Genomic DNA, 23,787 nt, shown 5'->3' with positions numbered 1-23,787 from the left:
ATTGAAAATTATCGTTTGCGGTCTGGGACTCATTTTTTCATTCGGATTTGATTAATTTTGTGCGGGTGAAGTTGAGAAGATTGATGCGTTGTATCAATCCGGAAAAAAGGCGGATGTGTAAACCCGCTTCATTTATGTGCTGATTCAGTAGGATGCGACTGGGTATCAAGGGTTAAGAAGCGATCTTAATCTTCTATGCGGCTAATGGTGGAAATTTCGCGAAGGTGTCTGAGGCCGCGAATAACTTGTGAGAGATGAAGTCTATTGTTAACTTGCAGAACGAAGCGCATGTGCATGTAATTACTTTCACTTTCCATGACAATATCGTCAATATTTGAATCGGCTTTGGCTATTTCAGCGGCAACCCGCGCTAATACGCCTTGTTTATTGACCGCGACGATTTTAATCGCGGCTTCAAAAGTGCGAGTGATATCTTTTCCCCAGGTGACGTTCAGACAATTTTCCTGACTTTTGGCGCTGTGTGAGATATTACCGCAATTCAGCATGTGAATAATCAGGCCGGAATCTTTTTTGATGAGGCCGACGATGGCGTCTCCCGGTATCGGGCGGCAACATTTGGCAAATTGGACCGCCAGACCTTCAGTTCCCATGATGGTAATAGGAGTAGCCGCTTTTTCATGGGAAACGGATTCTGCCGGCGTTGTCAGCCGCTTCGCTACAATAGCCGGAAGCTGTTTGCCCAGAGCCATTTCCGTAAATAATTCTTCCCTGGATTTGACACCGCTATCGCGCACTAACTTATCCCACTGTATCGCGGTAATAGAATCCGGATCGATATTAAATGAAGTTAGCGCCTGATTTAACATGCGCTCACCTAATTTAATCGATTCATCGTATTGAATTGTCTTGAGAAAATGGCGAATATGGGAACGTGCTCTACCGGTTGCGACATAGCCGAGCCAGGATGGGTTGGGCTTGGCATACGGCGCTGTAACGATTTCTATGCGATCTCCACTTTTTAGTTTTGTGCGTAATGGCGCATTTTCACCATTAATTTTGGCGGCAACGCAGCAATTTCCGACATCGGAATGAACCGCATAGGCAAAGTCGACGGCGGTTGATCCCCGTGGTAGCGTCAATATCTTACCTTGTGGAGTGAAAACAAAGACATCGCTAGGGAATAAATCGATTTTAAGATGTTCCAGAAACTCGGATGAATCCGTTGAGCTGCTCAATGTTTCCATTAAATTTTGCAGCCACTGGCTGGTTTTTAAATGTAGTTCATCAAAATTTCCATCCAGATTTTTATAGAGCCAATGGGAAGCTACCCCATTTTCAGCAATTCGATGCATTTCAGCCGTGCGAATTTGTATTTCGATGGGGATGCCGAATGGACCCAGTAATGTGCTATGCAAGGATTGGTAATCGTTATTTTTGGGAATCGCTATATAGTCTTTGAATTTTCCTGGAATTGGCTTGTACAGGCTGTGCAGCATTCCTAACGCAATATAACATGAGGGAATGTCTTTGACGATTACACGGAAACCGTAGATATCAAGTACTTCAGAGAATGATAAATGTTTCTCTACCATCTTGTTATAAATGCTGTACAGATGTTTCTCGCGTCCGGTCACTTCGGTTTCCAAATGCGCTTCTTTTAGTTTTAGCGAAATGGTTTCCAGAATTTTTCCAACAACTTCACGGCGATTGCCACGCGCTGCTTTGGTCGCTTTTACCAGTACTTTATAGCGCATGGGGTAGGAATATTTAAAACCCAGTTCCTGTAGTTCCTGGTAGATATTGTTAAGCCCTAACCGGTGGGCGATAGGCGCATAAATTTCCAGTGTTTCACGGGCGATGCTGCGTTGCTTTGCCGGGAGCATGACTTCCAGCGTCTGCATATTGTGCAAGCGGTCTGCCAGCTTTATCAGAATGACACGGACATCCCGCGCCATAGCCAGCAGCATTTTGCGAAAATTTTCAGCCTGAGCTTCTTCTTGTGTTTGGAATTGAATTTTTGCAAGTTTGGAAACACCGTCAACCAGTTCCGCAACTGGTTCACCGAATCTTTCGCTGATTTCCGCTTTGGAGATATCGGTATCTTCTACAACATCATGCAATAGGGCCGCTGTCAGCGTAGGGGCGTCGAGATGTAACTTGCTTAAAATTCTCGCGACGGCTACAGGATGAGAAATGTAAGGTTCCCCGGACTTGCGGAATTGTCCTGAGTGAGCACCTAAACCGAATGAATAAGCATTTTTGAGTTGAATAATATCTTCTGGTTTAAGATACTTCGATGTTTCTGAGAAAAGAAAATCCGCTTCTGGCATTGAATTTAACTCATTGAGTATGCGTCATCAAATTACATAATATTTAAGTACTGGATTCTAAGTTTAAATCAAAAATTGATACTTTTTGGCTTTGGGCCTGGTATCCGACAGATTGATGAGAAGTAGCCAGGCCTAAAAAATTACCAGGGTTTATGGGACTTGTATTATTGAAGTTGATTTACATATTTCTTGGGTTAAGAATCTCCAGCCCCACTTTGCCATGCGCAACTTCACGCAGCGCTACGACCGTAGGTTTGTCGCGCCCTGCTTCAACCAAAGGAGCAGAGCCAATTGCCAATTGTCTTGCGCGCGCTGTTGCAACAAGAGTCATATCAAATCGATTGGGTATTCTTTTTAAACAATCATCAACAGTAATTCGCGCCATTTCATTCACCTAAATTATGATAATAAGATGTAAATTTTACAGTAAAAAAAATGAAATGATGGTGTTTATTCATTTATCAATAACACCTATGACGATAGTTGGGCAACCAAAGTTCGGTGTTTCATTATTTGCCGTTCCGTCTTCAAGCGTTCAGCTTTGACAATGCAAATCAGATCTTTGAGCGCTTCATCTAGGTTGTTGTTAACAATGATGTAATTAAACTCTGCGATATGATTGATTTCTTCACGAGCCGCCATAAGTCGTTTTTTGATGACCTCGGAATTATCCTGTGCGCGAGTTTTTAGCCGGGTTGCCAGTACTTCGACTGAGGGTGGGAGAATAAAAATGCCGATAGAATGAGGAAAAATTTGCTGTATTTGCTTTGCTCCCTGGCAATCTATTTCAAGCAAAATATCCTGCCCGGATGTCATGGCGTCATTGAGCCAGTGTTGCGAGGTACCGTAAAGATTGCCATAAACTTCTGCGCTTTCTACAAATTCGCCATTGAATAGCATTTGTTTGAATTTTTCTTCATTCACAAAGTGATAGTCGCGGCCATTGATTTCTCCAGTGCGGGGGGGGCGAGTGGTGTGTGAGATGGATAAACTTAGATTCAAACCCGATTGCAGTAATTCCCGGACCAGACTGGTTTTTCCGGCCCCTGATGGTGCACTGATAATAAATAAACAACCTGGCGTTTTAATCATGGTACTTGTACCCAATCAACTTTATACGTCAATAATTTCTTATTTTGAGTTAAGAGCGATCAGTATCTGCCCTTTCAGAATTCTAACAAGCTTCGCTTCATCGTGGGTTATTCCTTCAAGCGATTCTGTTTCACGATCTGCATAAATTAAACCAATTGGTTTTTTATTAACTATTAGGGGAAGTACAAGGATGCTGCACGCATCAGGTAATAAAGTTGTATGCCACAGGGGCATAAGTTTACGTATTCTGGGTATAAAAGCATTTGCAATGACGATATCTATATTTCTTTGCATTGCAAGATGAAATAAATCATTGGTCGGTATAGTAGAAAAATTGAAACCTTTCTGATATTCCAAATTCTTTTTTCCTAATGAGCTGCGTGCACGAAATGAATTCATTTTAGAATCTTTTAAGCATAAGGTAATAAAACGAAATCCAAGTGCGGAGTAAAGAGAATCCAAACCCAGGTTGATAAGATTTTCCAGTCTATAATCACCCGATGCCATCATCTCCGTTGTTTTTTGAATACCATTTAATAGTAATGGGGATGCATTATAGGGTTTGTTGCATGCATAGCGCTCGGTAATTTGCAAATTATGAGGTTCATCGTTATTGATTGTCAGTTCATTGATTAAATTTTCTTCCGCAGCAATATCGAATTCGCAATGCGTTGAATCCTGACTGATTTTATTATTCTTATCCAAAGATTCCAAATCTGCGCTGACGAGAAGTTCACGCGTTTCCAAAGTAGCTTTACTGATTAATTCATTCAGTATGGGTATAGTCAGACTAAACACTTTGCCAAAACGATTAAGCAATTTTTCTTTTAGTTCGATTTCCTCGGCAATTAAGTTAGTACCTAAAACAAGTGGTGCGGCTTTTTCACAAAATTCTGCAGCTATCTGCATCCATTCTTGTTTATTCTTAGGTGTGATCAAGGCACCGGATGGTTTTGCGCTGAGGGCCTGAATCACGTTGACAGGCACATTCCATTCTTCTAACAAAGCTTCCGTCAAAGTATCAAGGCTGAAGCCAAGTACCAGCATGGATGCCTGTGGGGGCGTGTGCTGACCTTGAGTGACAAGAGCCATCATTGAGTGATAAAGATCGGGCTCATAAGTAGCTAGCAAAATACGCCCAAGATTTTTGAATAAAGCAGCAATAGAAACTTCTTCGATATCTTTGGTAAATGGAGTTAGCGCAGCCAATTTACGACTAATTACGCTTGCTGCCAGCGCATGAATTAATTCGATACGTACATGTGAGGCATGTTTTGCTGGCATTCCATCGACTAACAATATAGCCAATGCACTGGTTTTGACAGAATCAAATCCTAGTAGGAATATTGCTTTATTAATGCTGGAAATTTCCTTATTCGTAATCGCTTTAAACGCGGCCGAATTAGATAAACGCAGGATTTTTTGGGTTAATGAAACATCGGATAAAACATAATAAGATAACTGTTGTATCGACTGATCATCCGATGAGGACAGCTTTACAATGCGCGCGATGGAACTGCCAAGCGCCGGAAGATTGGGATCATCGGTGACGGCATCGATCAGACGGTCTTTTAAGGTTTTGGTGCCGCTTTTTATTTTTGTCGTAAAAACTAAGGAATTTGATGAGTCTTGAGAGAAATAAGGTTTTTGTATAGAGCCCATTGTAATGTTATTTTCTATAAGATATTGATGTATATAATATAATGGGTTGTTTGGCTATTCATATCAGATACTTTATTTGAATGCTAAAGGAATGAAGTTTTTCTGTTTTTAAGTTATCGACACGAATAGGAATTGATTGATATTAAAGTTAATCTCTAGCAGGTTTAATTGCCCCCAGGGGGTGAGCTGTTCACTTAAACACCCCGCCACGCTTGGCGAAATAATTCTGATGATATTCTTCTGCGTCATAAAATTGGCTGGCAGGTAAAATTTGCGTTACGATCGGATCTCGCCAGCGTCTGCTTATCTCGAGTTTATCCTTGGATTCCCTTGCGGATCTTTCTTGCTCTGGTGTGAAATAAAAGATGACAGAACGGTACTGTTCTCCAATATCAAAACCTTGTCGATCTTGCGTCGTCGGGTCATGGCAGTTCCAGAATTCGTTTAGCAGGGCTTCAAAAGAGATTTCATCGTCATCGTATTCCACTAATACTACTTCAATATGGCCGGTAGTGCCGGAGCAGACCTCAGCATAAGTCGGATGGACGGTGTGTCCGCCGGAATAACCGCAGGTGACGTTTGTAACCCCTTTATTGCGCCGGAAAGCTGCTTCGACTCCCCAGAAACACCCCGCTCCAAAAATGATTTTGTTGGTACTCATTAATATTTCTCATTATTCCGTGCGTGCTTTTTCTATCAGTCTTTCAAGGGTTTTAATGGTATCCTGTGGTGTTGCACCCATACTCCCACTGGTGAGAAATTTTCCATTAATAACCAAAGCGGGAACACCATTAAGCTGATATTGACGGGTCATTTGTGTCGACTTTGCTACCTGATTTTGTACGGTAAATGAATTGTAAGCACTTTCAAATTTTTCTCTGTCGATACCCTGTTTTTCGATCCAGTCAAATAAAACAGATTCATTATGCAAATCAATTTTGTCGCGATGAATGGCATCATATATCTTATCGTTCAGCGTATCGGCTTGTGCCATGGCTTCTATAGCATAATAGATTTTGGCGGCGGTCGCCCAGTTCGCGCGAAGAATAGCGGGTACGTAACGGAAGCTAACATCACCCGGGATATTCATCAGCCAGGTTTTAAGATGTGGATGCAAACTATAACAATGCGGGCATCCGTACCAGAAGAACTCCAGAACTTCGATGTTGGCGCTATCCTCAGTAGGTTGGGATTTGGCCAGAACAATATAATCCTTACCTTCAACAATATCGGTTTGCGCACTGGCTATATTGATAAAACCAAAAGTCGACACTAAGAACAAAACTGCAAGGAACTGATAGCGATTCATTTTAATCCCCTCATAAAAAAAGTGCTTCATTGATACCGGATTCTGTGTGCAGGTAAGCTCGATTAAGCGAAGCTTAAACCTATTTTATTGTATTCTGATAAGGTGAGTGTCTATGCCGTTTTCTTTCAGAGAATTACTGGTTTCATCGCTATCTGATTTGTTTGTAAAAGGACCGATCCGTACTCTATACCAGATTCCTTTCTCGGCTAAATCGATCGATTGTACGGATGCAAACACACCGATCAGGGCGAGCCGTGCTTTAAGGTTCTCTGCCTCATCATTTTTTCTGAATGCACCAGCCTGTAAAAAGATTTTTTCTTTCACAGCTGGAAGAGAGTTAACTTGAGGCGAAATAAGCTGTTGCGCTTGTGGAATGGGTTGTTTGAGTTCAGCGGGAAGCATGCGTGATGGAATAGTGGCGATCTGTTGAGGGGATGTTTCGGACGTGCTGCCAGAGCCCGGTAAAGTTGGTTGCGATGAGAATTCCGTTGGCCTGTTGCGGATATCCGGTGTTCGGGCAGGCACTTGCGGTTGCGCGGGCAGCTCAGCGATTTTTCGATACTCATGATCGATCTCGGGTTCATCAATACCTGGCAATATCTTGTAAAAATCAAACCGGGGTTTTTCTTCCACCAATTTTGTCGGTTCTTCCTGTAAAGGTATTGCAGGTGTTTTAAGTGTTGCGGTAGTTAGCTGAGTTGGATTCTTTTCAGATGTGCTGACTGTTTTTTCAGTAGGTAAGAACGGGCTGGGCGCATAGGTAAGATATAACCATATGCCAATTGCGCTTGCAAGACCTAAAGCATAACCGACAAATCCACCCAAGAATGCTGAGCCTCCCTTTTCATTTGCGGATTTGGTTGAAGATTTGCGAGTTTTATAATCTCGACTCATGAGTGTCCTTAATTAATGATTAGGTTACATTTTATCAGGTGCACTCACACCCAGTAACGTTAAACCGTTATGCAATACCTGACGAACCGATGCGATCAGCGCCAACCTGGCATGTTGCAGTGGAATTTCAGGCACCAGAAAACGCGTTGAATTATAGTAACTATGGAATTCGCTGGCTAGTTCTCTGAGATAAAATGCGATGAGATGTGGCGAAGATTCTTTGGCAGCTATTTCGATAGTATCGGGAAAGTCGATTAGTTTCTGCAGCAGAGCCAACTCAGCCGGAGTGGACAATGCGTCTACGTTAACTTCTTGCAGATCGTCGATATTACCCTCCCATTGCGTTAATACGCTGCATATACGAGCGTGAGCATATTGGACGTAATAAACCGGATTTTCGTTGCTTTGCGATTTGGCCAGATCCATGTCAAAGTCTAAATGCTGATCGCTTTTCCGCATCACGTAAAAAAATCGCGCGGCATCCTTGCCGACTTCCTGGCGTAATTCACGTAATGTGACGAATTCACCGGAGCGGGTAGACATTGGGGCTTTTTTGCCATCGCGGTAAAGTACGGCAAATTGTACCAAAGCGATTTGTAATCTTTCGGCATCCAATTCCAGTGCCTGCAGCGCGCCTTTTACTCGCGGGATATAACCATGGTGATCTGCGCCCCAGATATTGATCACCTGCTCAAAGCCGCGCTCGAATTTATTCAGATGATAAGCAATATCGGAGGCGAAATAGGTAAATTGACCGTTTTCCCGCTGCACAACGCGATCTTTCTCATCGCCAAAATCTGTAGAGCGAAACCAGGTTGCGCCGTCTTGTTGATATAAATGATGTTTCTTTGCCAATAAATCAATTGTGTGTGATACCAAGCCATTGTCATATAGTGATTGTTCTGAAAACCAAGTATCAAATTCAACACCAAACTCCATCAAATCATTGCGACAATCGCCTAATTGCTCAGTGAGCACAAAATTATGTATATACGTATAATCCTGACCCAGTATTTTCTTTGTATTGACAATCAGTTTGTCCAGTTGCTCATCGGTATTTACTGCGGTTGCTCGTACAGCCTCCGGCAAACTATCCAGCAAGAGCTCGGGTTGGTGGACATAACGTTGTGCATGCGCTTGAAAAATTAGTTGCGCCATGGTTCTAACGTATTCCCCTTGATATGCATTTTGCGGAAAAGGAACATGGATGTGATTGAGTTCGAGATAACGCAGCCACGTTGATAGTGTCAAGATATCCATTTGTCGCCCCGCGTCATTAACGTAGAATTCCCGGGATACATCAAATCCTGCTGCAGCCAGGATGTTGGATAAGCTCGCTCCAATCGCTGCGCCACGGCCATGACCAACATGCAGCGGTCCTGTCGGGTTGGCTGAGACAAATTCCACCTGGATTTTTTTTCCTTGGCCAAAGGTACTATTCCCAAATGCATTTTTGCTACGTAATATTAGATGTAGAAATTGTTTTTTGGCGGAATCTTTCAGATACAGATTGATAAATCCCGCACCCGCCACTTCCACTTTCTCCAGATAGGGTGACGATGGCAGTGCATTAATCAATAATTGCGCAATTTCCCGCGGGTTTTTATGTAACGGCTTGGCTAAATGCATGGCCAAATTGCAGGAATAATCGCCATGACTGGCTTGTTTGGTGCGTGTCAGTTCAACACTTATAGCTATGGTTTCAAGAGATGTAATTGCGCTGGATGCTTTCTCGATAAGCGTAATAAAGTGCGTTTTGAAGTTGGGGAAATCAAATGATGTCATAGTTGAGGGCAAACAGTAATATTAGTTTATGGCGCTGAATAAAAACGTATTGCATACAGATTTATATTTGGATCGTTTGAATGTCAGATAAATTTTATCAGCTGGGCGGCTTCAACCCAAAGATTGCTGACGATGTGTCTCAAAGAGGCAGATTCCTGCGCTAACGGCAACATTCAAGCTTTCGATATTACCCTGCATCGGGATTCGAACCAACTGATCGCAATTTTCCCGCGTCAATCGCCGCAACCCTTTTTCTTCAGAACCGAATACCCAGGCAACTGAACCGCTAATTCGGAAATGAGTTAAATCGTGCTCGGCGTCTTCGGCGGTACCAATAATCCAAATTCCTTGTTCTTTTAATTGTTTTAAAGTGCGTGCCAGATTGGTGACAGATATATATGGCACGGTATCAGCCGCCCCGCTGGAAACCTTGTACACAGTGGGCGTTAATCCAACAGCCCGGTCTTTAGGGGCAATTATTGCATGTACGCCAAAAGCATCGGCGACGCGTAGACACGCACCCAGATTGTGTGGATCTTGGATTCCATCCAACACCAGCAATCGTGCAGGCTCGGTTAATTCATCGAGGATGTCATCAATACCGACATAATTGCTTATACTGTCGATATTGGCCACAATGCCCTGGTGGCGATCGTTGCCCGACATGCTGTTGAGTTTTGATCCAGTGCAGGAAATTACATGGATCTTTTTGTTCTCTGCCAGTTTGATTAATTCCTGCGCGCGTAGATCTGTGCGCGTGGCATCGATAAAAATCTCTTTGATACTATTCGGGTTTTGTCGTAATCGACTGGTAACCGCATGAAAACCAAATATAAAGCGGGTGCTGGGCACGTTTTAATTAAACCTGAAATAATAATAGGACATCACTTACCGCAAAGCGTGTAAGAATAGAAATAGGGCAGGGTGCACAATAGCGCTTTGTGTATATAGGTATTGTAAAGCAATTTCAAATACTAAAGAGGTTTCTTGTTTTTGACTGAACCCTTTATGTTGGACTGCCTTGTTTTCTTTTCCGATTCAGCTATAACAAAATCTATTTTACTGGTTTCCAAATCAACTCGAACCAGCTTGACGTGTATCCGGTCGCCAAGACGATATTGTTTACCGCTGCGTTCTCCAAGTAAAACATGCTTGGTTGCATCAAAATGAAAATAATCACTCGGCAACTCGGAAATATGCACTAGTCCCTCTACGTAAATGTTGTTTAGTGCGACAAACAAGCCAAATCCGGTTACGCTGCTGATCACTCCGTCGAAACATTCTCCGATTTTATCCTGCATATAAAAACATTTTAGCCAGGATTCAACATCACGCGTGGCATCGTCAGCACGCCGCTCGGTCATTGAACAGTGTTGCCCAAACTCCCGCCAATCGCCAGGCTGATAAATTTCTTCTTTTAATACCGCTTTAATCGCACGGTGTACCAAAAGATCGGGGTAGCGTCGGATTGGCGAGGTAAAGTGCGTATAAGCATCGTATGCAAGCCCGAAATGACCGGTTAGGTCAGGACTGTAGATAGCTTGTTGCAGCGATCTCAGCATTACGGTTTGAAGCAACTGGGCGTCCGGTCTGTCTTTTATTTTGAGTAAGGTCTGCGCGTAATCCTGCGCACTGGGTTTATTTTTTCCTCCTAGTTGAATGCCGAATTCTTTCAGGAAGTTGCGTAACGTATCAATCTTTTCCGGGGTAGGGCTTTCATGAATGCGATAGAGTGTGATCTGGCCGTGTTTCTGCAGAAAATCCGCCGCACAGACATTGGCAGCCAGCATGCATTCCTCAATCAAGCGATGTGCTTCGGTGCGTTGCACTGGCAAAATCTTTTCGATTTTCCCTTGATCGTTGAAGAACATTTGCGTTTCGGTAGTTTCAAAGTCGATTGCGCCGCGCTTCTTGCGTGCTTTTAGTAAGGATTTAAAAAGTTTATAGATTAATTGCAAATGAGGTAATAATTCTGCATATTCCTGTGCTTCGGAGCTTTTTGCGTCATCCAGCATTGCGGCAACTTGGGTATAGGTTAAGCGCGCATGTGAAAGCATTACAGCTGGATAAAAAGAATAATTCAATATATCGCCATTGGCTTGAAATTGTATTTCGCACACCATGCACAGACGTTTTTTGTCGGGGTTGAGTGAGCATAATCCGTTAGATAAAACTTCTGGCAGCATTGGAATGACACGGCGTGGGAAATAAACCGAATTTCCTCGATTGAAGGCTTCTCGGTCAATCAGGTCGTGCGGTTTGACATAATGACTGACATCTGCGATAGCAACATATAATCGATATCCTTTGCCGTCATTTGTGCAGAAAACGGCGTCGTCAAAATCCTTTGCAGTCTCGCCGTCAATGGTTATCAGCGGTAAATGGCATAGATCCTTGCGTCCTGATAGTTCTTTTTTTAATACATTTTTGGGAAATTTGATTGAGAGCTTCTGAATATCAGGCGAAAACTCGTAGGGTAAATCGTGTTTGCGCAACGCGATTTCAATTTCCATTCCAGGGGCAGTATAGTTACCGAGAATTTCAATAATTTTACCGATGGGCTGTGTGTGCTTGCCGGGTTGCTGAATGATTTCCACCATGACAACTTGACCAGCTTGAGCCTTTAGCGAGTGTTCCTGGGCGATTAGTATATCCTGACTGATGCGCTTATTCTCCGCCACCACCGATAGAATTCCGTGATCAATGTATAACCGGCCTACTAATTGCTTATTGCAAGATTCTAATACCTCCACAATCGCGGCTTCTCTGCGTCCTCGTCGATCCATGCCAATTTCGCGTACTATAACATGGTCGCCGTGCAATGCTTTTTGCATTTCCTTTGCGCTTAGATACAAGTCTGCACTACCATCATCCGGGATCAGAAAACCGAATCTATCGGCATGACCCTGAATTCTTCCTTTGATCAAATCCAGTTTCTCCAGTACGCAAATATCGCTCTTGCGATTACGGAAAATCTGGCCTTCGCGCATCATCGCCGACAAGCGGCGATTAAACAGATCTTCTTCTTTTTTTGTAATGGATAGCAATTTTTGTAATAGGCGCTCAGCCACCGGAATACCTTGCTGCTTTAGAATCTGCAAAATATATTCCCGGCTAGGTAACGGGTGTCCGTAGCGTTTCTTTTCGCGTTCATAATGCGGATCCAAGCTCCGCAGATTTTGTTTCTTCTTATTTGACAAAGTAGTGATTTCCTATAGAATTACGCGTTCTTTGGCAGCCTATTCGGCTGTTCTTTGCCCAGATGGCGGAATTGGTAGACGCGCATGGTTCAGGTCCATGTGCCTTCGGGTGTGGAGGTTCGAGTCCTCTTCTGGGCACCATCAATCCCAACTAGCTTGTTGAATAAAAAAATTATTGCTTGGTATAAATTGAGTGTCTAAATAGTTTTTCTGGTTATTTTTTAGGCAGCAAATTATGCCAATCGTACTTATTTTGATTTTATATCATATCTCTCATGTAATATCCCAAAATAAGGTAAATTCAACACCGCTACTCAAAAATTCCTGCGCAAAAAAATCTGATGAACTAAACGATCTATAAACTGTAACCTGTAAACCTTAGGGGGTAAATTATTTTTTGTTCTATTTCTTCTTCATTGATAAGATTCCTGCACAACCTTGCCTGGCAGTGCAATAACCAACTAAAATAGAGGGGGTTAAAAGACAGCTGGAGCAAAAGATGCAGATGAGTTTTGGAACACTGGAATTAGCAGAGCGATTGAATCGAGATAATGTTCTGTTGAAGATTGAAGCCCTAATTGAGTGGGAGGACTTACGTCCGAAACTTACGGGTTTATACAAGCGCGAGTTATCGCATGGTGGAGGCCAAGAGCCGTTTGATGGGTTGTTGATGTTCAAAGCGATCCTGCTAGGTCAGTGGCATAGTTTATCGGACGCTGCGTTGGAGCAAGCACTGTGTGTACGCATTGATTTTCTGCAATTTTGCGGACTGTCCTTGTCGGATGCGATACCGGACGAAACCACTTTGTGCCGGTTCCGTAACCGGCTAATAACCAACGACCGGCTAGATGATCTGCTGGCCTCTATTAATGAACAGCTTCAATGCCACGGATTGATGATCAAGGGTGCGACAGGAGCGGTCATTGATGCCACGCTGATTGAGTCAGCGGCACGCCCTAAAAAGACCATCACACTGGAGGTGGATGTCGAAGAAGGTAAGGTTGTTCAGTTTGAAGATGGCAGTCAACCTGGAATCAACTGTATCGAAGAACAAAGCGCGGATCCGGATGCGACCTGGCTAAAGAAAGGCAGGAAGTCGCAGTTTGGCTACCGCAGTTACCTGGTGGTGGACGCACAAGACGGCTATGTGCGCGGGGTTTACACCGCCCCTGCCAACCAGAGCGAAATGATGCATTTCGAAGCCGCTATCGATGGTGCGCATATCGAGGCGAATCGGGTGTATGCCGACAAGGGATCCGCCAGCAATGCCAATCGGCAATTTCTAAGAAAGCAAAAGATCAAGAGCGCAATCATGCATCGCGCGTACAAGAATAAACCCCTCTCGTCACGCCAGAAGCTGGCGAATCAATTGATCAGTAAAAAACGCTATATTGTCGAACAGTGTTTCGGCACAATCAAACGCTTATTCAGAATGGAACGCGCCAGCTACTTCGGTACGACGAAAGTCAACGCCCAAGTCATACTGAAAAGTATCTGCATGAATCTAAAGAAAGCAGCCAACAAAATCTTCGTAGACCAACCATTAAGGGGAGCGATCCGTCCAAATATTACATAAGGGGGAAAAATTCACCTAAAAAAAGGAAAAAACTCCACTTTCTATTAAAGTGACGTGCAACAAGTGTCACTTGGAAAATTTTCTCTGTCGCTACAGCAAAATTCTTGCGGTTGTGCAGAGGTCTTTTGATTTTTATCTTCCCCAACTTTTCCAGACAAACCAACTCTTGACTGCCGTTTGATCCTTGTATCATCTCTCATCTATTCGCGATAAATTAACCAATAAATGTGAAACAATTTTATAATCAATGCCCTTGTGAGCATATATGATGGTGTTGATTTTCTGTCATGTGTGTCCGGGGTTTTTCACAGATGAAATGTGATTTGTAAAGAACAGAGATAAATGACTTGTTATATAATGTGTTTTCTGATATTAGTACAAAATTTTTATACACTACCAACTACTGGAAGCGATAGGAGCCTTAAAAGATGTCAAAAGAGCTACAAGGTAAACAAGTGACTCCCTATGAACCAAAATCGGGTGAGGAATATATGAGTCCTGACCAGCTGTTGCATTTTCGCAAGATACTGGAAGGTATGAAAATTGAGCTTAGTCAAGAAATTGATCGTGCTGTTCATACGATGCAGGATGAAGCAACGGTTTTTGCTGATCCTAATGATCGTGCAAGTCAAGAATCTGATATGACGCTTGAGTTACGTAATCGTGATCGTGAACGCAAGCTCATTAGAAAGATTGATGAAATTATTGGTAAGATTGATTCTGAGGAGTATGGCTATTGCGAGAGCTGCGGGGTGGAGATTGGATTAAAAAGGCTTGAAGCGAGGCCGACCGCAACGCTTTGTATTGATTGCAAGACATTAGATGAAATGCGCGAGAAACAGATAGCGAAATAGTGGTGAAAATATAAAATAAACCATTATAACACAATGAAAAACCCTGTGAAAATACAGGGTTATCAGGTATATTATTTTAAGTGACAGATTTTATCTCACGATTCTTCCGTAGCCATAGAATCAGAATCAGGTGGATTATTTTCGTCAGAAGATACAGCTTTCATACTTAACCTTAGCCTTCCTTTATCGTCAGCTTCAAGAACTTTGACACGTACCTGTTGACCTTCATTAAGGTGATCAGAAACATTATTGACTCGCTCATTGGCAATTTGAGAAATATGAAGCAATCCATCTTTACCAGGAAGGACACTTACTATCGCTCCGAAGTCAAGCAGTTTCAGAACTACACCATCATAGATTTTTCCAACTTCAACTTCTGCAGTAATATCTTCAATACGTTTTTTGGCAAGCTCGCCACCTTCGGCATTGACACATGCGATTGTTACCTGACCGTCATCGGTGATATCAATCGTAGTGCCTGTTTCTTCCGTAAGCGCACGAATGACAGCACCGCCTTTACCGATTACGTCACGAATCTTTTCTGGATTAATTTTGAGTTTAATAATACGCGGTGCATGCACCGAGATATCTTCGCGAGTTGATGGCAGGGCCTGTTTCATAATTTGCAGAATATGCATCCGTCCTTCATGAGCTTGTATCAATGCTGCGTGCATGATTTCTTTGGTTATGCCTTGTATCTTGATATCCATTTGTAGTGCGGTAATACCTTTTTCCGTGCCGGCGACTTTAAAATCCATATCACCTAGATGATCTTCGTCGCCGAGGATATCCGTAAGGACTGCAAAGCGGTTTCCATCCTTGATTAATCCCATGGCGATACCCGCAACATGAGCTTTTAATGGCACTCCGGCATCCATTAGCGCAAGACAGCCGCTGCAAACCGATGCCATTGAGCTAGAGCCGTTGGATTCAGTAATTTCAGATACAACTCGCAAAGAATAGCCAAACTCTTCAGGCGGAGGAAGAACAGCAACAAGAGCACGCTTTGCCAAACGTCCATGCCCGATTTCACGGCGTTTGGGGGTGCCAACACGGCCTATTTCTCCTGTGGCATAAGGGGGCATATTATAGTGCAGTATAAATCGCTCATTATAATCGCCTTGTAGTGAATCAATTTTCTGCTCGTCACGAGCGGTGCCTAAAGTAGCAACTGCAAGTGCTTGTGTTTCGCCGCGAGTAAAGAGTGCTGAGCCATGAGTGCGAGGTAATACCCCATTACGGACCGTTATAGCTCTAACTGTGCGAGTGCCTCTACCATCGATCCGAGGTTCTCCATCCAATATTTGGTTGCGGACGATTTTTGATTCCAGTGAAAAGAATGCCTCCATAAAAGCTTGTAATTCCGGTCCGTTCTCTGTGCCGACCCCAAGTTCATTCGATATACGTTCTCTAGTTGTTTTTATTGCTTCAGAACGCGTTTGTTTTTGTTTTATCTTGTATGCTTGTCGTAAATCAGCTTCTGCCATACTGGCAATTTTTTCTTCAAATGCGCTATCTTTTGCGGGCGGTATCCAATCCCATGCAGTTACCCCTGCTTCATCAGCAAACTCATTGATTGCATTAATGACAATCTGCATTTGCTCATGGCCATATGTTACGGCGCCAAGCATAACTTCCTCTGATAACTCTATTGCCTCGGATTCGACCATCAAAACTGCATGTTGTGTTCCTGCGACGACCAGATTTAATTGTGTACTCTTAAGTTCTGAGGTGGTTGGGTTTAAGACATACTCATTGTTGATGTAGCCAACGCGAGCTGCACCGAGGGGACCATCAAAAGGAATTCCAGAGAGAGTCAATGCTGCGGATGTGCCAATAATCGATGGAATGTCAGGATCTACTTCATTGTCAGCTGACATGACAGTAGCGACTATTTGAACCTCGTTATAGAAACCTTCGGGGAAAAGTGGGCGAATCGGGCGATCGATTAATCGCGAAGTTAATGTTTCTTTCTCGGATGGACGGCCTTCGCGCTTAAAGAAACTGCCTGGTATTCTACCAGCCGCGTAAGATCTTTCCTGGTAGTCGACAGTAAGTGGGAAAAAATCCTGACCAGGCTTTATGTTTTTTGCACCCACTACAGTAACAAGTACCACCGTATCATCCATTGTAACCACTACGGCACCATGTGCCTGCCTTGCTATTTCACCTGTTTCCAGTGTAAGTTGATGTCGTCCGTAGGTAATGCTTTTCTTTATAGATTTCAATTAATAACCCTTTTTCTTCTGAATAAATTTTTCCAAATTTTGGATTACCTGCAAGCCAACGTATTGATTGCATGACAACTTGAATGGAGTATGATTTATGTGATAGCTGCCAATTCAGTAAAAGAGACACATTTATTTACGCAAGCCAAGACGTTCGATCAATGTCTGATAAGTGTCTATGTTACGTTGTTTTAAATAATCAAGTAGCTTGCGGCGGCGACCAACCATACGTAGCAAACCGCGACGGGAATGATGATCTTTAACGTGAATCTTGAAATGTCCTATCAAGTCATTGATTCTAGCTGTTAAAAGTGCAACTTGAACTTCTGGAGAACCAGTATCTCCTTCTGCTCTTTGATAGTCGCGTACTACCTGTGCTTTTTGGTCGATTGTGACTGACATAAGTTTCTCCGATTAAATTACCCTATTATTATAAAAGCCCGAAATTTTACTCTTTAATATTGCGCTTGTCCAAACTGGATCAAGGTATGTCGTCGTCTAAGTTCCGAGGCGATAATTGACGGTGGCGATTGTAAGAGTGAATACAGACATGATAAGCGACAAATCGTGATAATTCTTAACTAACTTTAATTAACATGCGGTGTGCCTTAAAAAAATTCTAATTCTGAATAATTAATGGTATTTAACACTTGTATACGTGAATAACATTTTTTGTTTGTTAGCCGAATAAATTAAGCAAGAACATTAGCATGCCGATAAGCTGCCTTTGGTTTTTCCGTGCGCCTGAATCTGAATCTTCATACTTGTGAGTTTTTGCCCCCATTACCTGAGGGATTGGTGAATTGATCATTCAGGGCTTGGATGTAATCGTTAGCTTCGTTAATAATTTCATCAATCATCTGCTGCGTAGTTTCATTCCAGCCTACAGGATCCTTTAACAACATCGGACGATATGCTGCCGTACTCTTGTTAAAAGCATGCAAGTATTGTTTAAATGTTTCATGGTCATTTCCCAGTTCTCTATCTAGTTTTCTCAGCAATCCATTGGCAACAGTACGGCGGATAGAGAAATGTACATAAATGATACTAATCAAAGCAAATACCGCAATAACAACCGACGAGGTTTCGCCTTGCATAAGCTGAGTCGCAAATGTTTTTAGAAGATCCCAGGATTCGGTCATAGTAAAAGCCGTACCTGCCAATATTGCCAGAGTGAAAAATACCAATCCATCAATAAGGATAACTTTATTTTTCCATTTTTTTAACATTTCAGAAAGCTTATTAACCTTTTTATTTTTAATGTCTTTTGCGGTTTGCTCAAGTTTTCCGACGATTCGATATGAGCGCTCCACTTCGATCTGATGCATCCGTGCATTGATATCCGCCATATCTTCTTCACGTTTTTTCTCAAAACGTTCTCGAACATGGGGATTAGCAATTGGAACAGCCGCACTTGGATTATAAATACGATAAAATCGCCCACTGATTAACCCTACTTCTGCAAGAGAGCGTTGCCATGCTGATACAACTTCTTCAGGGTTATCTTCTTGTGCGGTAACATCAATTTGATTGAGAATATATAAAAATTTATTAGCATCGGCCCGATTTACACTAGCCGATACCAGATAAGCTAATGTATCCTGCATGGCTTTGGGTTCTGGATGGCGTGCATCAAAGAAAACCAATACAAGATCCGATAAATTGATGATGTGTTGAGTTAGGCGCAATGTAGATGCACGCTGATTGTCAGCATCAAAACCTGGGGAATCAATCATAATTTTCCCGCGAATGTTTTCAGATGGACAGGTTTTTAATTGCAAATAAGCATCGATACGTTCTTGCCCAGCTTCGGAGATCTCATCAATACTGCGGCTGATTTGAAAAAATGGAAATCGCGGATCTGCATCAAGAGCGATACCAGGAAGAGTTTTTGCTTCATTGTGGCGACTAAAGCAGATCACTGTAAATTTATCATCAACAGCCTGATTGCCAGTTCGTTGCAGTGGCATATCCAAATAAGAATTAATATAGGTTGATTTGCCAGCAGAAAATGTGCCCAATACTGCAATCATGGGCCACCATGTTACACATGTCGCATAAGACTCATCTTTATTGATTAGCCCCATGCTATGACCCACGTAATCCATTTTTCTGAAACTTTTGACAGCATTGGCCAAAGTTGGATTATCCGGATGCTCATCTACAAGATGTTTTTGTAGGCTTTTTAAATATTTATTAATTTGAGTCGAGTTGTGTGACATAACAATCCCTTTTCATTCTTATAAAAAGTGTGTTCCGTGCATGAAATGAGCGATACATTTTAGTAAATTCATTCCACTTTTCCATAATTAATATTTTTCTAATGAATTATTTGGTCTTCGACAAGCGGAATGTAAGCTCATCAGATTTTCTGTACGTATACGAGATATCGCATTGCAATGAATTATAGTGCATTAAATACAGGCTTAATATTAATCGAGAATGGTTGACTTGGGATTCTATCAAGAACAATGATAGCTTGTCAGCAAATCATATTCCTAATATTTATACTTAATTTCTGAAAATTGACATTATCTCATGGTTCAATATGTGGTTCCGATTGAATTTTAACTATCTATGTACATCCCATAATGAAAGACTAAGGATAGTTTGTCCTTCATCAATGGATGATTTTGAGGTATGAAAACAGAAAACGATTGTTAGCGAGTGAAGTTCGCGCGGCACGCCTACCTACGCCGTAGAGATAGGAATAAGAAATGACGGTTGCATTTTGCATCTAATCTGTATCCGACTAGGTTAAAGTCTTGCCGATGGGGGCATGATGACAGCTTGACAACGGGAGAAGGTATTACTTTTGATGTTGCGGGGTAGTGCGGAATAATTGTATTAAAAAAATCAATGAGATGATTATGAAATATCGTATTGAATCATATAAATATTAAGGTGCTCTCTTTCTTTATACAGGCAATGTATAAGGTAGTGATTTTATTTTCAATGTCGGACCTTGCAGCGACTGCCAATGAATATTGCAGGTATTTACACTACTTTGCTGGATGACTGCCAGTGCATCATATCCTCCGCAGGGCGATGGTGCGATATTAACAATATTGCCACAGGATTGGTCAACCATATCTGCACTATAAAGCGCATCACCAGCCTTAATTGTTTCCGTAGTGGTTAAGTGCACTAGAAACATGCGACGTTTAAGCTTACCGAGATACTGTGTTCGCGCCACAATTTCTTGCCCGGGATAACAACCCTTCTTAAAACTCACTCCACCGATTGCATCCAGATTAATCATTTGCGGCAAGAAAGCTTCTTGGGTTTCTGGCAAAATAATCGGAATACCTGACTGAATATCTAGCCAATCCCAACAAGCTGCACCAACAGGGTTAGCATTTTGCTTAAGACGTTCCCAAACAGCAGGCGCATTTTCAATCGACGTGATCACTTCCATACGGTTATTCGCTACATGTAGCATACTAATTTCTTTATCAATTACGGGATTTGAATTGTTTGCGGATTTGCAAAATTCGGCTGTTAATACAGAGATATTGGGTCCTGCAACACCAATTCGAATCCAGGCATTGCTGATATCGGTCAGTTGGACTTTAGAGCGCAATATATACAATGATAGACGTTTTATTGTGGAAGCGACCAAGCTGGCAGGTAATTGCATAATCACGCCCTGATTCTTTTGCCACAGTAAGAAACTTGCCAGAATTCGTCCTTTGGAAGTGCAATATCCTCCATATTGCGCTATTTCCGAACTGATTTCCCGGATATCACAACTAAGCTGGCTTTGTAAAAAATTCTTTGCGTCATCTCCGGAGAATTGAATTAATCCGCGATGTGAGAGATCTGTCATAATGGTTTTGTTTTGCGTGTCGCTAAGTTCTGCAGAAATATCACCAAAATGTAATACGCAATTATTCAAAATGACAGCATGTTGATTACATAAATAGGTTTGCCAATCAGAATTCATATTAATATATAGTTCGAGAGTCAATATGGGCGTGATTATACGATATCGTGCCTGGGTAAAATCAAGAAACGGTGAATGGAAATCGCTATTATTCGTCAATTATTGAGAGCTATATAATTTATGGCGGCTTTATCTATCCACCGTAAGCCTTCATTTTGTCTTGCTATGATATTGAGTTCAGCGCATATTGCAACAGCAATTCTATTGTGGCCGTTGCCATTTCCCATGGAAGTCAAAATGTTAATCGCTATCCTGCTAGTAAGTAGCCTGATTTATTACTTGGGTCGTGATGCTTTGCTTTATGCAAATAAAGCTGTGATTTCTTTTACACTCTCGGAAAAGATGCAATGTACAGCGATTACTCGGTCCGGTAAAACGACTATTTGTAAGGTATTGGGGAGTACGTTCGTTGCGCCTTATTTAGTGGTATTAAACCTTAAGCCCGAAGGCGAATTTTTTCCTTGCAGTATTGTAATATTACACGACGGTATTGATATCGATATGCATAGACAATTAAGAGTTTGGCTTCGCTGGAAATGGCAAGACTATAAATAAGCTAATGATATACCTAAAATTCTGTGTGCTACACAGCAATGGATAATCCATCAAAAACGGTATTCAAAGTAATTGTGTTGTGAATTTCGTTATACTCAATAAAAGAGGTTATTGATAGTTTCGCCATGTCGGTTTACACCAATAAATCCCTTGAATGCTCTACACAAAAAACTATAGAAAACCTTCTATATCCGAGCGGATGATTGCGAAAATTACTAACAATGTTACGCAATTAGTTATTTAATTTAAAGTTTTTGCATTAATGAGACGATTCTTTTTAATATTTCTAACGATTAGTTTACTTGGGTGTAGCGCTATCACAGCAGTAAATCAACGTTCATATATCGATGTCAAATTGATTGGGGTATGGGAAGGTGAATATGTGGAAGAAAGCGGAACTGTAAAAAGATGGACACAAATACGAAATGCTGATGGTACGTATACGATTGATTTCAGCTTTACCGGACTGAATGGTACCGTCAGGAATTTTACCGAATCAGGCAAGTGGTGGATAAAGGGAAGTCTTTTTTATGAAGTTGCTTTGCCACAAGAGGGGCGTCCGGATAAATATCAGTATTCTTTTAAAAAGAAGGAATGTGTAAGTTTTGTTCTAGTCGAGAGCGATGAATTAGCTGAAGGATCAGGTAATTATGAATTCAGTGAATGTCTTGTTACAGATTCGCCCCCTGCAACTATTGGCGGATCGATTTGAATTTTTGCGCGCTTACCGTTTGTTATTGTTACTGAGACAAAAAATATAATTTGATGGTGCTACTTTGATTTTGCCATTTTTGAAATTATTGATAATGCAACGCAGTATGGTCCTGCAATTTTATTACAGCATACTTGCAAGATTCAGTAATCATAATTGTTAACCAAATTTGGATTTAGCTGTAATAAAACTGCTTCGGCTGTTGAGTGACAAGTATTCCATCATGGCATGTCGTTGCGTTAATTGGCCATGAATAGGTAACAAAAAGCTTGATTAACGCATTTGTGCTTCAACGAAAGTCGTTTTCCGGCTAAAGTCATCCCAAATATATGCGGGCTTAACAAAAGGTGTGGTAGGGATCAGGAATGTTGCAATATCAAACGCGCCACTTAGAGAGCGCCCAACTGCATTGGCAATACCCGTGATAAACCCGACCGTCATACCGTGGATGACACCATCTTGATTGCCAACAATATTAATGGTTTTGGGTATTTCGGCTACGCCTGTCACAGCATTTGCAAGACCTGTTCCCAATTTTTCAACTACTTTGTCTGGGTATTGTTCAGCAAATGCAGGATTAATAGCAACCAGGAATATTGCAAATGTGATTATCAGCATCTGAATTGTTTTTTCCATAATTGTGATTCCTTAAATAATTGATTTTAATATGTAACGGTGATTGTATAGAAATGAAAATTTTTTTATTTGAGGTTTTCTATTTTGGTTGACTGTCTCAGAACGTTTGTGATTTTCTCAACTTCGCGTTCAATTTGATGTTCCGGATAGTCGCGGTTCTGTAGTTCGGTTCTGATTCTATAAGCTATTTCCAGAATCAGAATATCCATCGTACTTTTATCATTTCGCTGCGATGCTTCCTGATATTCTGTCTGAAAACGGGTGATGGCTTTCAATATGGCGTCTTCATTAAGATTCAAGCTGAATAAAATGGACTCCAATTCAAATTTCAAATTACCGGATAATGCAGGCTGCATTGCTTTCTGGTCTTGCGCTGGTTCGTAGGTTATGTATTTAGGCAGCATTACCGATAACATAATCAAGGCCACACCGGAACCCACTGTAGCAAAGACAAAATGCCAGCGTTGATATTCTTTTCCGCGAAGCTTTATACGATTAATGCGTCGAAAACCAAGCCAGGTTTGAACCACTATTCCTACAAAAAACAGAATGACACCAAGTGCCATGGTAATAGGTACGATCGGGTGCACAGTTAAACTCCTAGGTTCTTATCTTAATGTGTTTGTTTAATGTATATCTTTTGTAAAAAATAATTTCAGTCGCCTTGCGCCAAATTGTTAATGAAAGACGATTCAATGATTCTGTTTGATCGCATATTCTAGCTCAAAATGATGCTGAGTTATTATTCGTTTGATAATTCAGTTAATTGCTCGAGTGATTTCTTCATGTCAGAAAGAATGTATAAAAGCTACCATTATATATTCCTGTTTTATATTATTTTAATTAAATTATGTGGTGATAAAAATAAGTGTGAGAGAGTGGCGGCGGGTTTCCAGTCGGGGGGAAGTTTAGGAGCAGAATTAGAAGCCTGAGGTGGTATTTGTATCGCTTGCCTATGCTTGTTAGCGGTTAGGATGAGGTTGTAGGTCGATTGATGCGATTATGATCCGGTTATCGTGATAATCATATCTTTTGTTAGCCTTTATT

21 protein-coding genes and 1 tRNA gene are annotated in these 23,787 nt (G+C 41.7%); 5 read left to right on the top strand and 17 right to left on the bottom strand.

Translation table 11 applies throughout. The features are described 5' to 3' along the window. Positions 1-185: 185 nt before the first annotated feature. The 10 genes from ATY38_RS13960 to rnr all read right to left on the bottom strand — a co-directional run bounded on the left by ATY38_RS13960 (position 186) and on the right by rnr (position 12,233). Positions 186-2,291, bottom strand: a complete 2,106-nt coding sequence (locus tag ATY38_RS13960) for a RelA/SpoT family protein (protein WP_062559823.1) — start codon at positions 2,289-2,291, stop codon at positions 186-188. A gap of 178 nt (positions 2,292-2,469) precedes the next feature. Then, complete coding sequence (gene rpoZ / locus ATY38_RS13955; RefSeq protein WP_062559822.1) at positions 2,470-2,676, bottom strand: DNA-directed RNA polymerase subunit omega; 207 nt, start codon at positions 2,674-2,676, stop codon at positions 2,470-2,472. Positions 2,677-2,762: 86 nt separating this feature from the next. Further along, positions 2,763-3,383, bottom strand: a complete 621-nt coding sequence (gene gmk, locus ATY38_RS13950) for a guanylate kinase (protein ID WP_062559821.1) — start codon at positions 3,381-3,383, stop codon at positions 2,763-2,765. A 39-nt stretch (positions 3,384-3,422) separates the two neighbouring features. Next, complete coding sequence (locus ATY38_RS13945; RefSeq protein ID WP_062559820.1) at positions 3,423-5,045, bottom strand: HDOD domain-containing protein; 1,623 nt, start codon at positions 5,043-5,045, stop codon at positions 3,423-3,425. A gap of 190 nt (positions 5,046-5,235) precedes the next feature. After that, entirely contained in the window at positions 5,236-5,706 is a 471-nt protein-coding gene (msrA, locus tag ATY38_RS13940) for a peptide-methionine (S)-S-oxide reductase MsrA (RefSeq protein WP_062559819.1), read from the bottom strand. A gap of 12 nt (positions 5,707-5,718) precedes the next feature. Further along, the gene (locus ATY38_RS13935; protein WP_062559818.1) at positions 5,719-6,354 is read right to left on the bottom strand and encodes a thiol:disulfide interchange protein DsbA/DsbL; all 636 of its coding nucleotides are present in this window, start codon (positions 6,352-6,354) and stop codon (positions 5,719-5,721) included. Between the two features lie 84 nt (positions 6,355-6,438). Then, positions 6,439-7,248 (bottom strand): SPOR domain-containing protein, encoded by an 810-nt coding sequence (locus ATY38_RS13930; RefSeq protein WP_062559817.1) that lies wholly within the window; start codon positions 7,246-7,248, stop codon positions 6,439-6,441. 24 nt (positions 7,249-7,272) lie between these two features. Continuing rightward, on the bottom strand, positions 7,273-9,033 hold the full coding sequence (argS, locus tag ATY38_RS13925) for an arginine--tRNA ligase (protein WP_062559816.1): 1,761 nt from the start codon (positions 9,031-9,033) through the stop codon (positions 7,273-7,275). Between the two features lie 111 nt (positions 9,034-9,144). After that, positions 9,145-9,885 (bottom strand): 23S rRNA (guanosine(2251)-2'-O)-methyltransferase RlmB, encoded by a 741-nt coding sequence (gene rlmB / locus ATY38_RS13920; RefSeq protein ID WP_062559815.1) that lies wholly within the window; start codon positions 9,883-9,885, stop codon positions 9,145-9,147. Between the two features lie 122 nt (positions 9,886-10,007). Then, on the bottom strand, positions 10,008-12,233 hold the full coding sequence (gene rnr, locus ATY38_RS13915; RefSeq protein WP_062559814.1) for a ribonuclease R: 2,226 nt from the start codon (positions 12,231-12,233) through the stop codon (positions 10,008-10,010). Between the two features lie 56 nt (positions 12,234-12,289). Here rnr and ATY38_RS13910 point away from each other — a divergent pair. Then, positions 12,290-12,374, top strand: a tRNA-Leu gene (locus ATY38_RS13910). A gap of 358 nt (positions 12,375-12,732) precedes the next feature. Beyond that, complete coding sequence (locus ATY38_RS13905; RefSeq protein ID WP_062559813.1) at positions 12,733-13,809, top strand: IS5 family transposase; 1,077 nt, start codon at positions 12,733-12,735, stop codon at positions 13,807-13,809. On the opposite strand, the gene ATY38_RS13900 is transcribed toward ATY38_RS13905, so the two are convergent. Beyond that, positions 13,802-14,002, bottom strand: coding sequence for a hypothetical protein (locus ATY38_RS13900; RefSeq protein WP_062559812.1), 201 nt, complete (start codon positions 14,000-14,002; stop codon positions 13,802-13,804). The two genes, ATY38_RS13905 and ATY38_RS13900, sit on opposite strands and share 8 nt — an antisense overlap. Before the next feature lie 235 nt (positions 14,003-14,237). On the opposite strand from ATY38_RS13900, the gene dksA reads away from it, so the two are divergent. Further along, positions 14,238-14,663, top strand: a complete 426-nt coding sequence (dksA, locus tag ATY38_RS13895) for an RNA polymerase-binding protein DksA (RefSeq protein ID WP_062559811.1) — start codon at positions 14,238-14,240, stop codon at positions 14,661-14,663. A gap of 95 nt (positions 14,664-14,758) precedes the next feature. Here the strand turns inward: dksA and pnp are convergent, their stop codons facing one another. From pnp to ygfZ, 4 genes are all read right to left on the bottom strand, one after another. Continuing rightward, complete coding sequence (gene pnp / locus ATY38_RS13890) at positions 14,759-16,891, bottom strand: polyribonucleotide nucleotidyltransferase (protein ID WP_062559810.1); 2,133 nt, start codon at positions 16,889-16,891, stop codon at positions 14,759-14,761. A 132-nt stretch (positions 16,892-17,023) separates the two neighbouring features. Beyond that, positions 17,024-17,293 (bottom strand): 30S ribosomal protein S15, encoded by a 270-nt coding sequence (gene rpsO / locus ATY38_RS13885; RefSeq protein ID WP_062559809.1) that lies wholly within the window; start codon positions 17,291-17,293, stop codon positions 17,024-17,026. A gap of 356 nt (positions 17,294-17,649) precedes the next feature. Continuing rightward, positions 17,650-18,861, bottom strand: coding sequence for a P-loop NTPase family protein (locus ATY38_RS13880; protein WP_235590444.1), 1,212 nt, complete (start codon positions 18,859-18,861; stop codon positions 17,650-17,652). A gap of 947 nt (positions 18,862-19,808) precedes the next feature. Then, positions 19,809-20,789: a CAF17-like 4Fe-4S cluster assembly/insertion protein YgfZ gene (gene ygfZ / locus ATY38_RS13875; protein WP_335337899.1), complete on the bottom strand. Its 981-nt coding sequence runs from the start codon at positions 20,787-20,789 to the stop codon at positions 19,809-19,811. A 168-nt stretch (positions 20,790-20,957) separates the two neighbouring features. On the opposite strand from ygfZ, the gene ATY38_RS13870 reads away from it, so the two are divergent. Both ATY38_RS13870 and ATY38_RS13865 read left to right on the top strand, forming a co-directional pair. Next, positions 20,958-21,392, top strand: a complete 435-nt coding sequence (locus ATY38_RS13870; protein WP_062559806.1) for a protein YgfX — start codon at positions 20,958-20,960, stop codon at positions 21,390-21,392. A gap of 262 nt (positions 21,393-21,654) precedes the next feature. Continuing rightward, the gene (locus ATY38_RS13865) at positions 21,655-22,104 is read left to right on the top strand and encodes a hypothetical protein (RefSeq protein WP_062559805.1); all 450 of its coding nucleotides are present in this window, start codon (positions 21,655-21,657) and stop codon (positions 22,102-22,104) included. A 273-nt stretch (positions 22,105-22,377) separates the two neighbouring features. On the opposite strand, the gene ATY38_RS13860 is transcribed toward ATY38_RS13865, so the two are convergent. Both ATY38_RS13860 and ATY38_RS13855 read right to left on the bottom strand, forming a co-directional pair. After that, positions 22,378-22,740: an exosortase system-associated protein, TIGR04073 family gene (locus tag ATY38_RS13860; protein WP_062559804.1), complete on the bottom strand. Its 363-nt coding sequence runs from the start codon at positions 22,738-22,740 to the stop codon at positions 22,378-22,380. 65 nt (positions 22,741-22,805) lie between these two features. Further along, entirely contained in the window at positions 22,806-23,330 is a 525-nt protein-coding gene (locus ATY38_RS13855) for a hypothetical protein (RefSeq protein ID WP_062559803.1), read from the bottom strand. Between the last annotated feature and the right edge of the window lie 457 nt (positions 23,331-23,787).

Source organism: Nitrosomonas ureae (assembly GCF_001455205.1).
GTDB lineage: Bacteria > Pseudomonadota > Gammaproteobacteria > Burkholderiales > Nitrosomonadaceae > Nitrosomonas > Nitrosomonas ureae.
The sequence above is the reverse complement of the archived record's forward strand: the minus strand, read 5'-3'. Positions and strand labels throughout refer to the sequence as shown.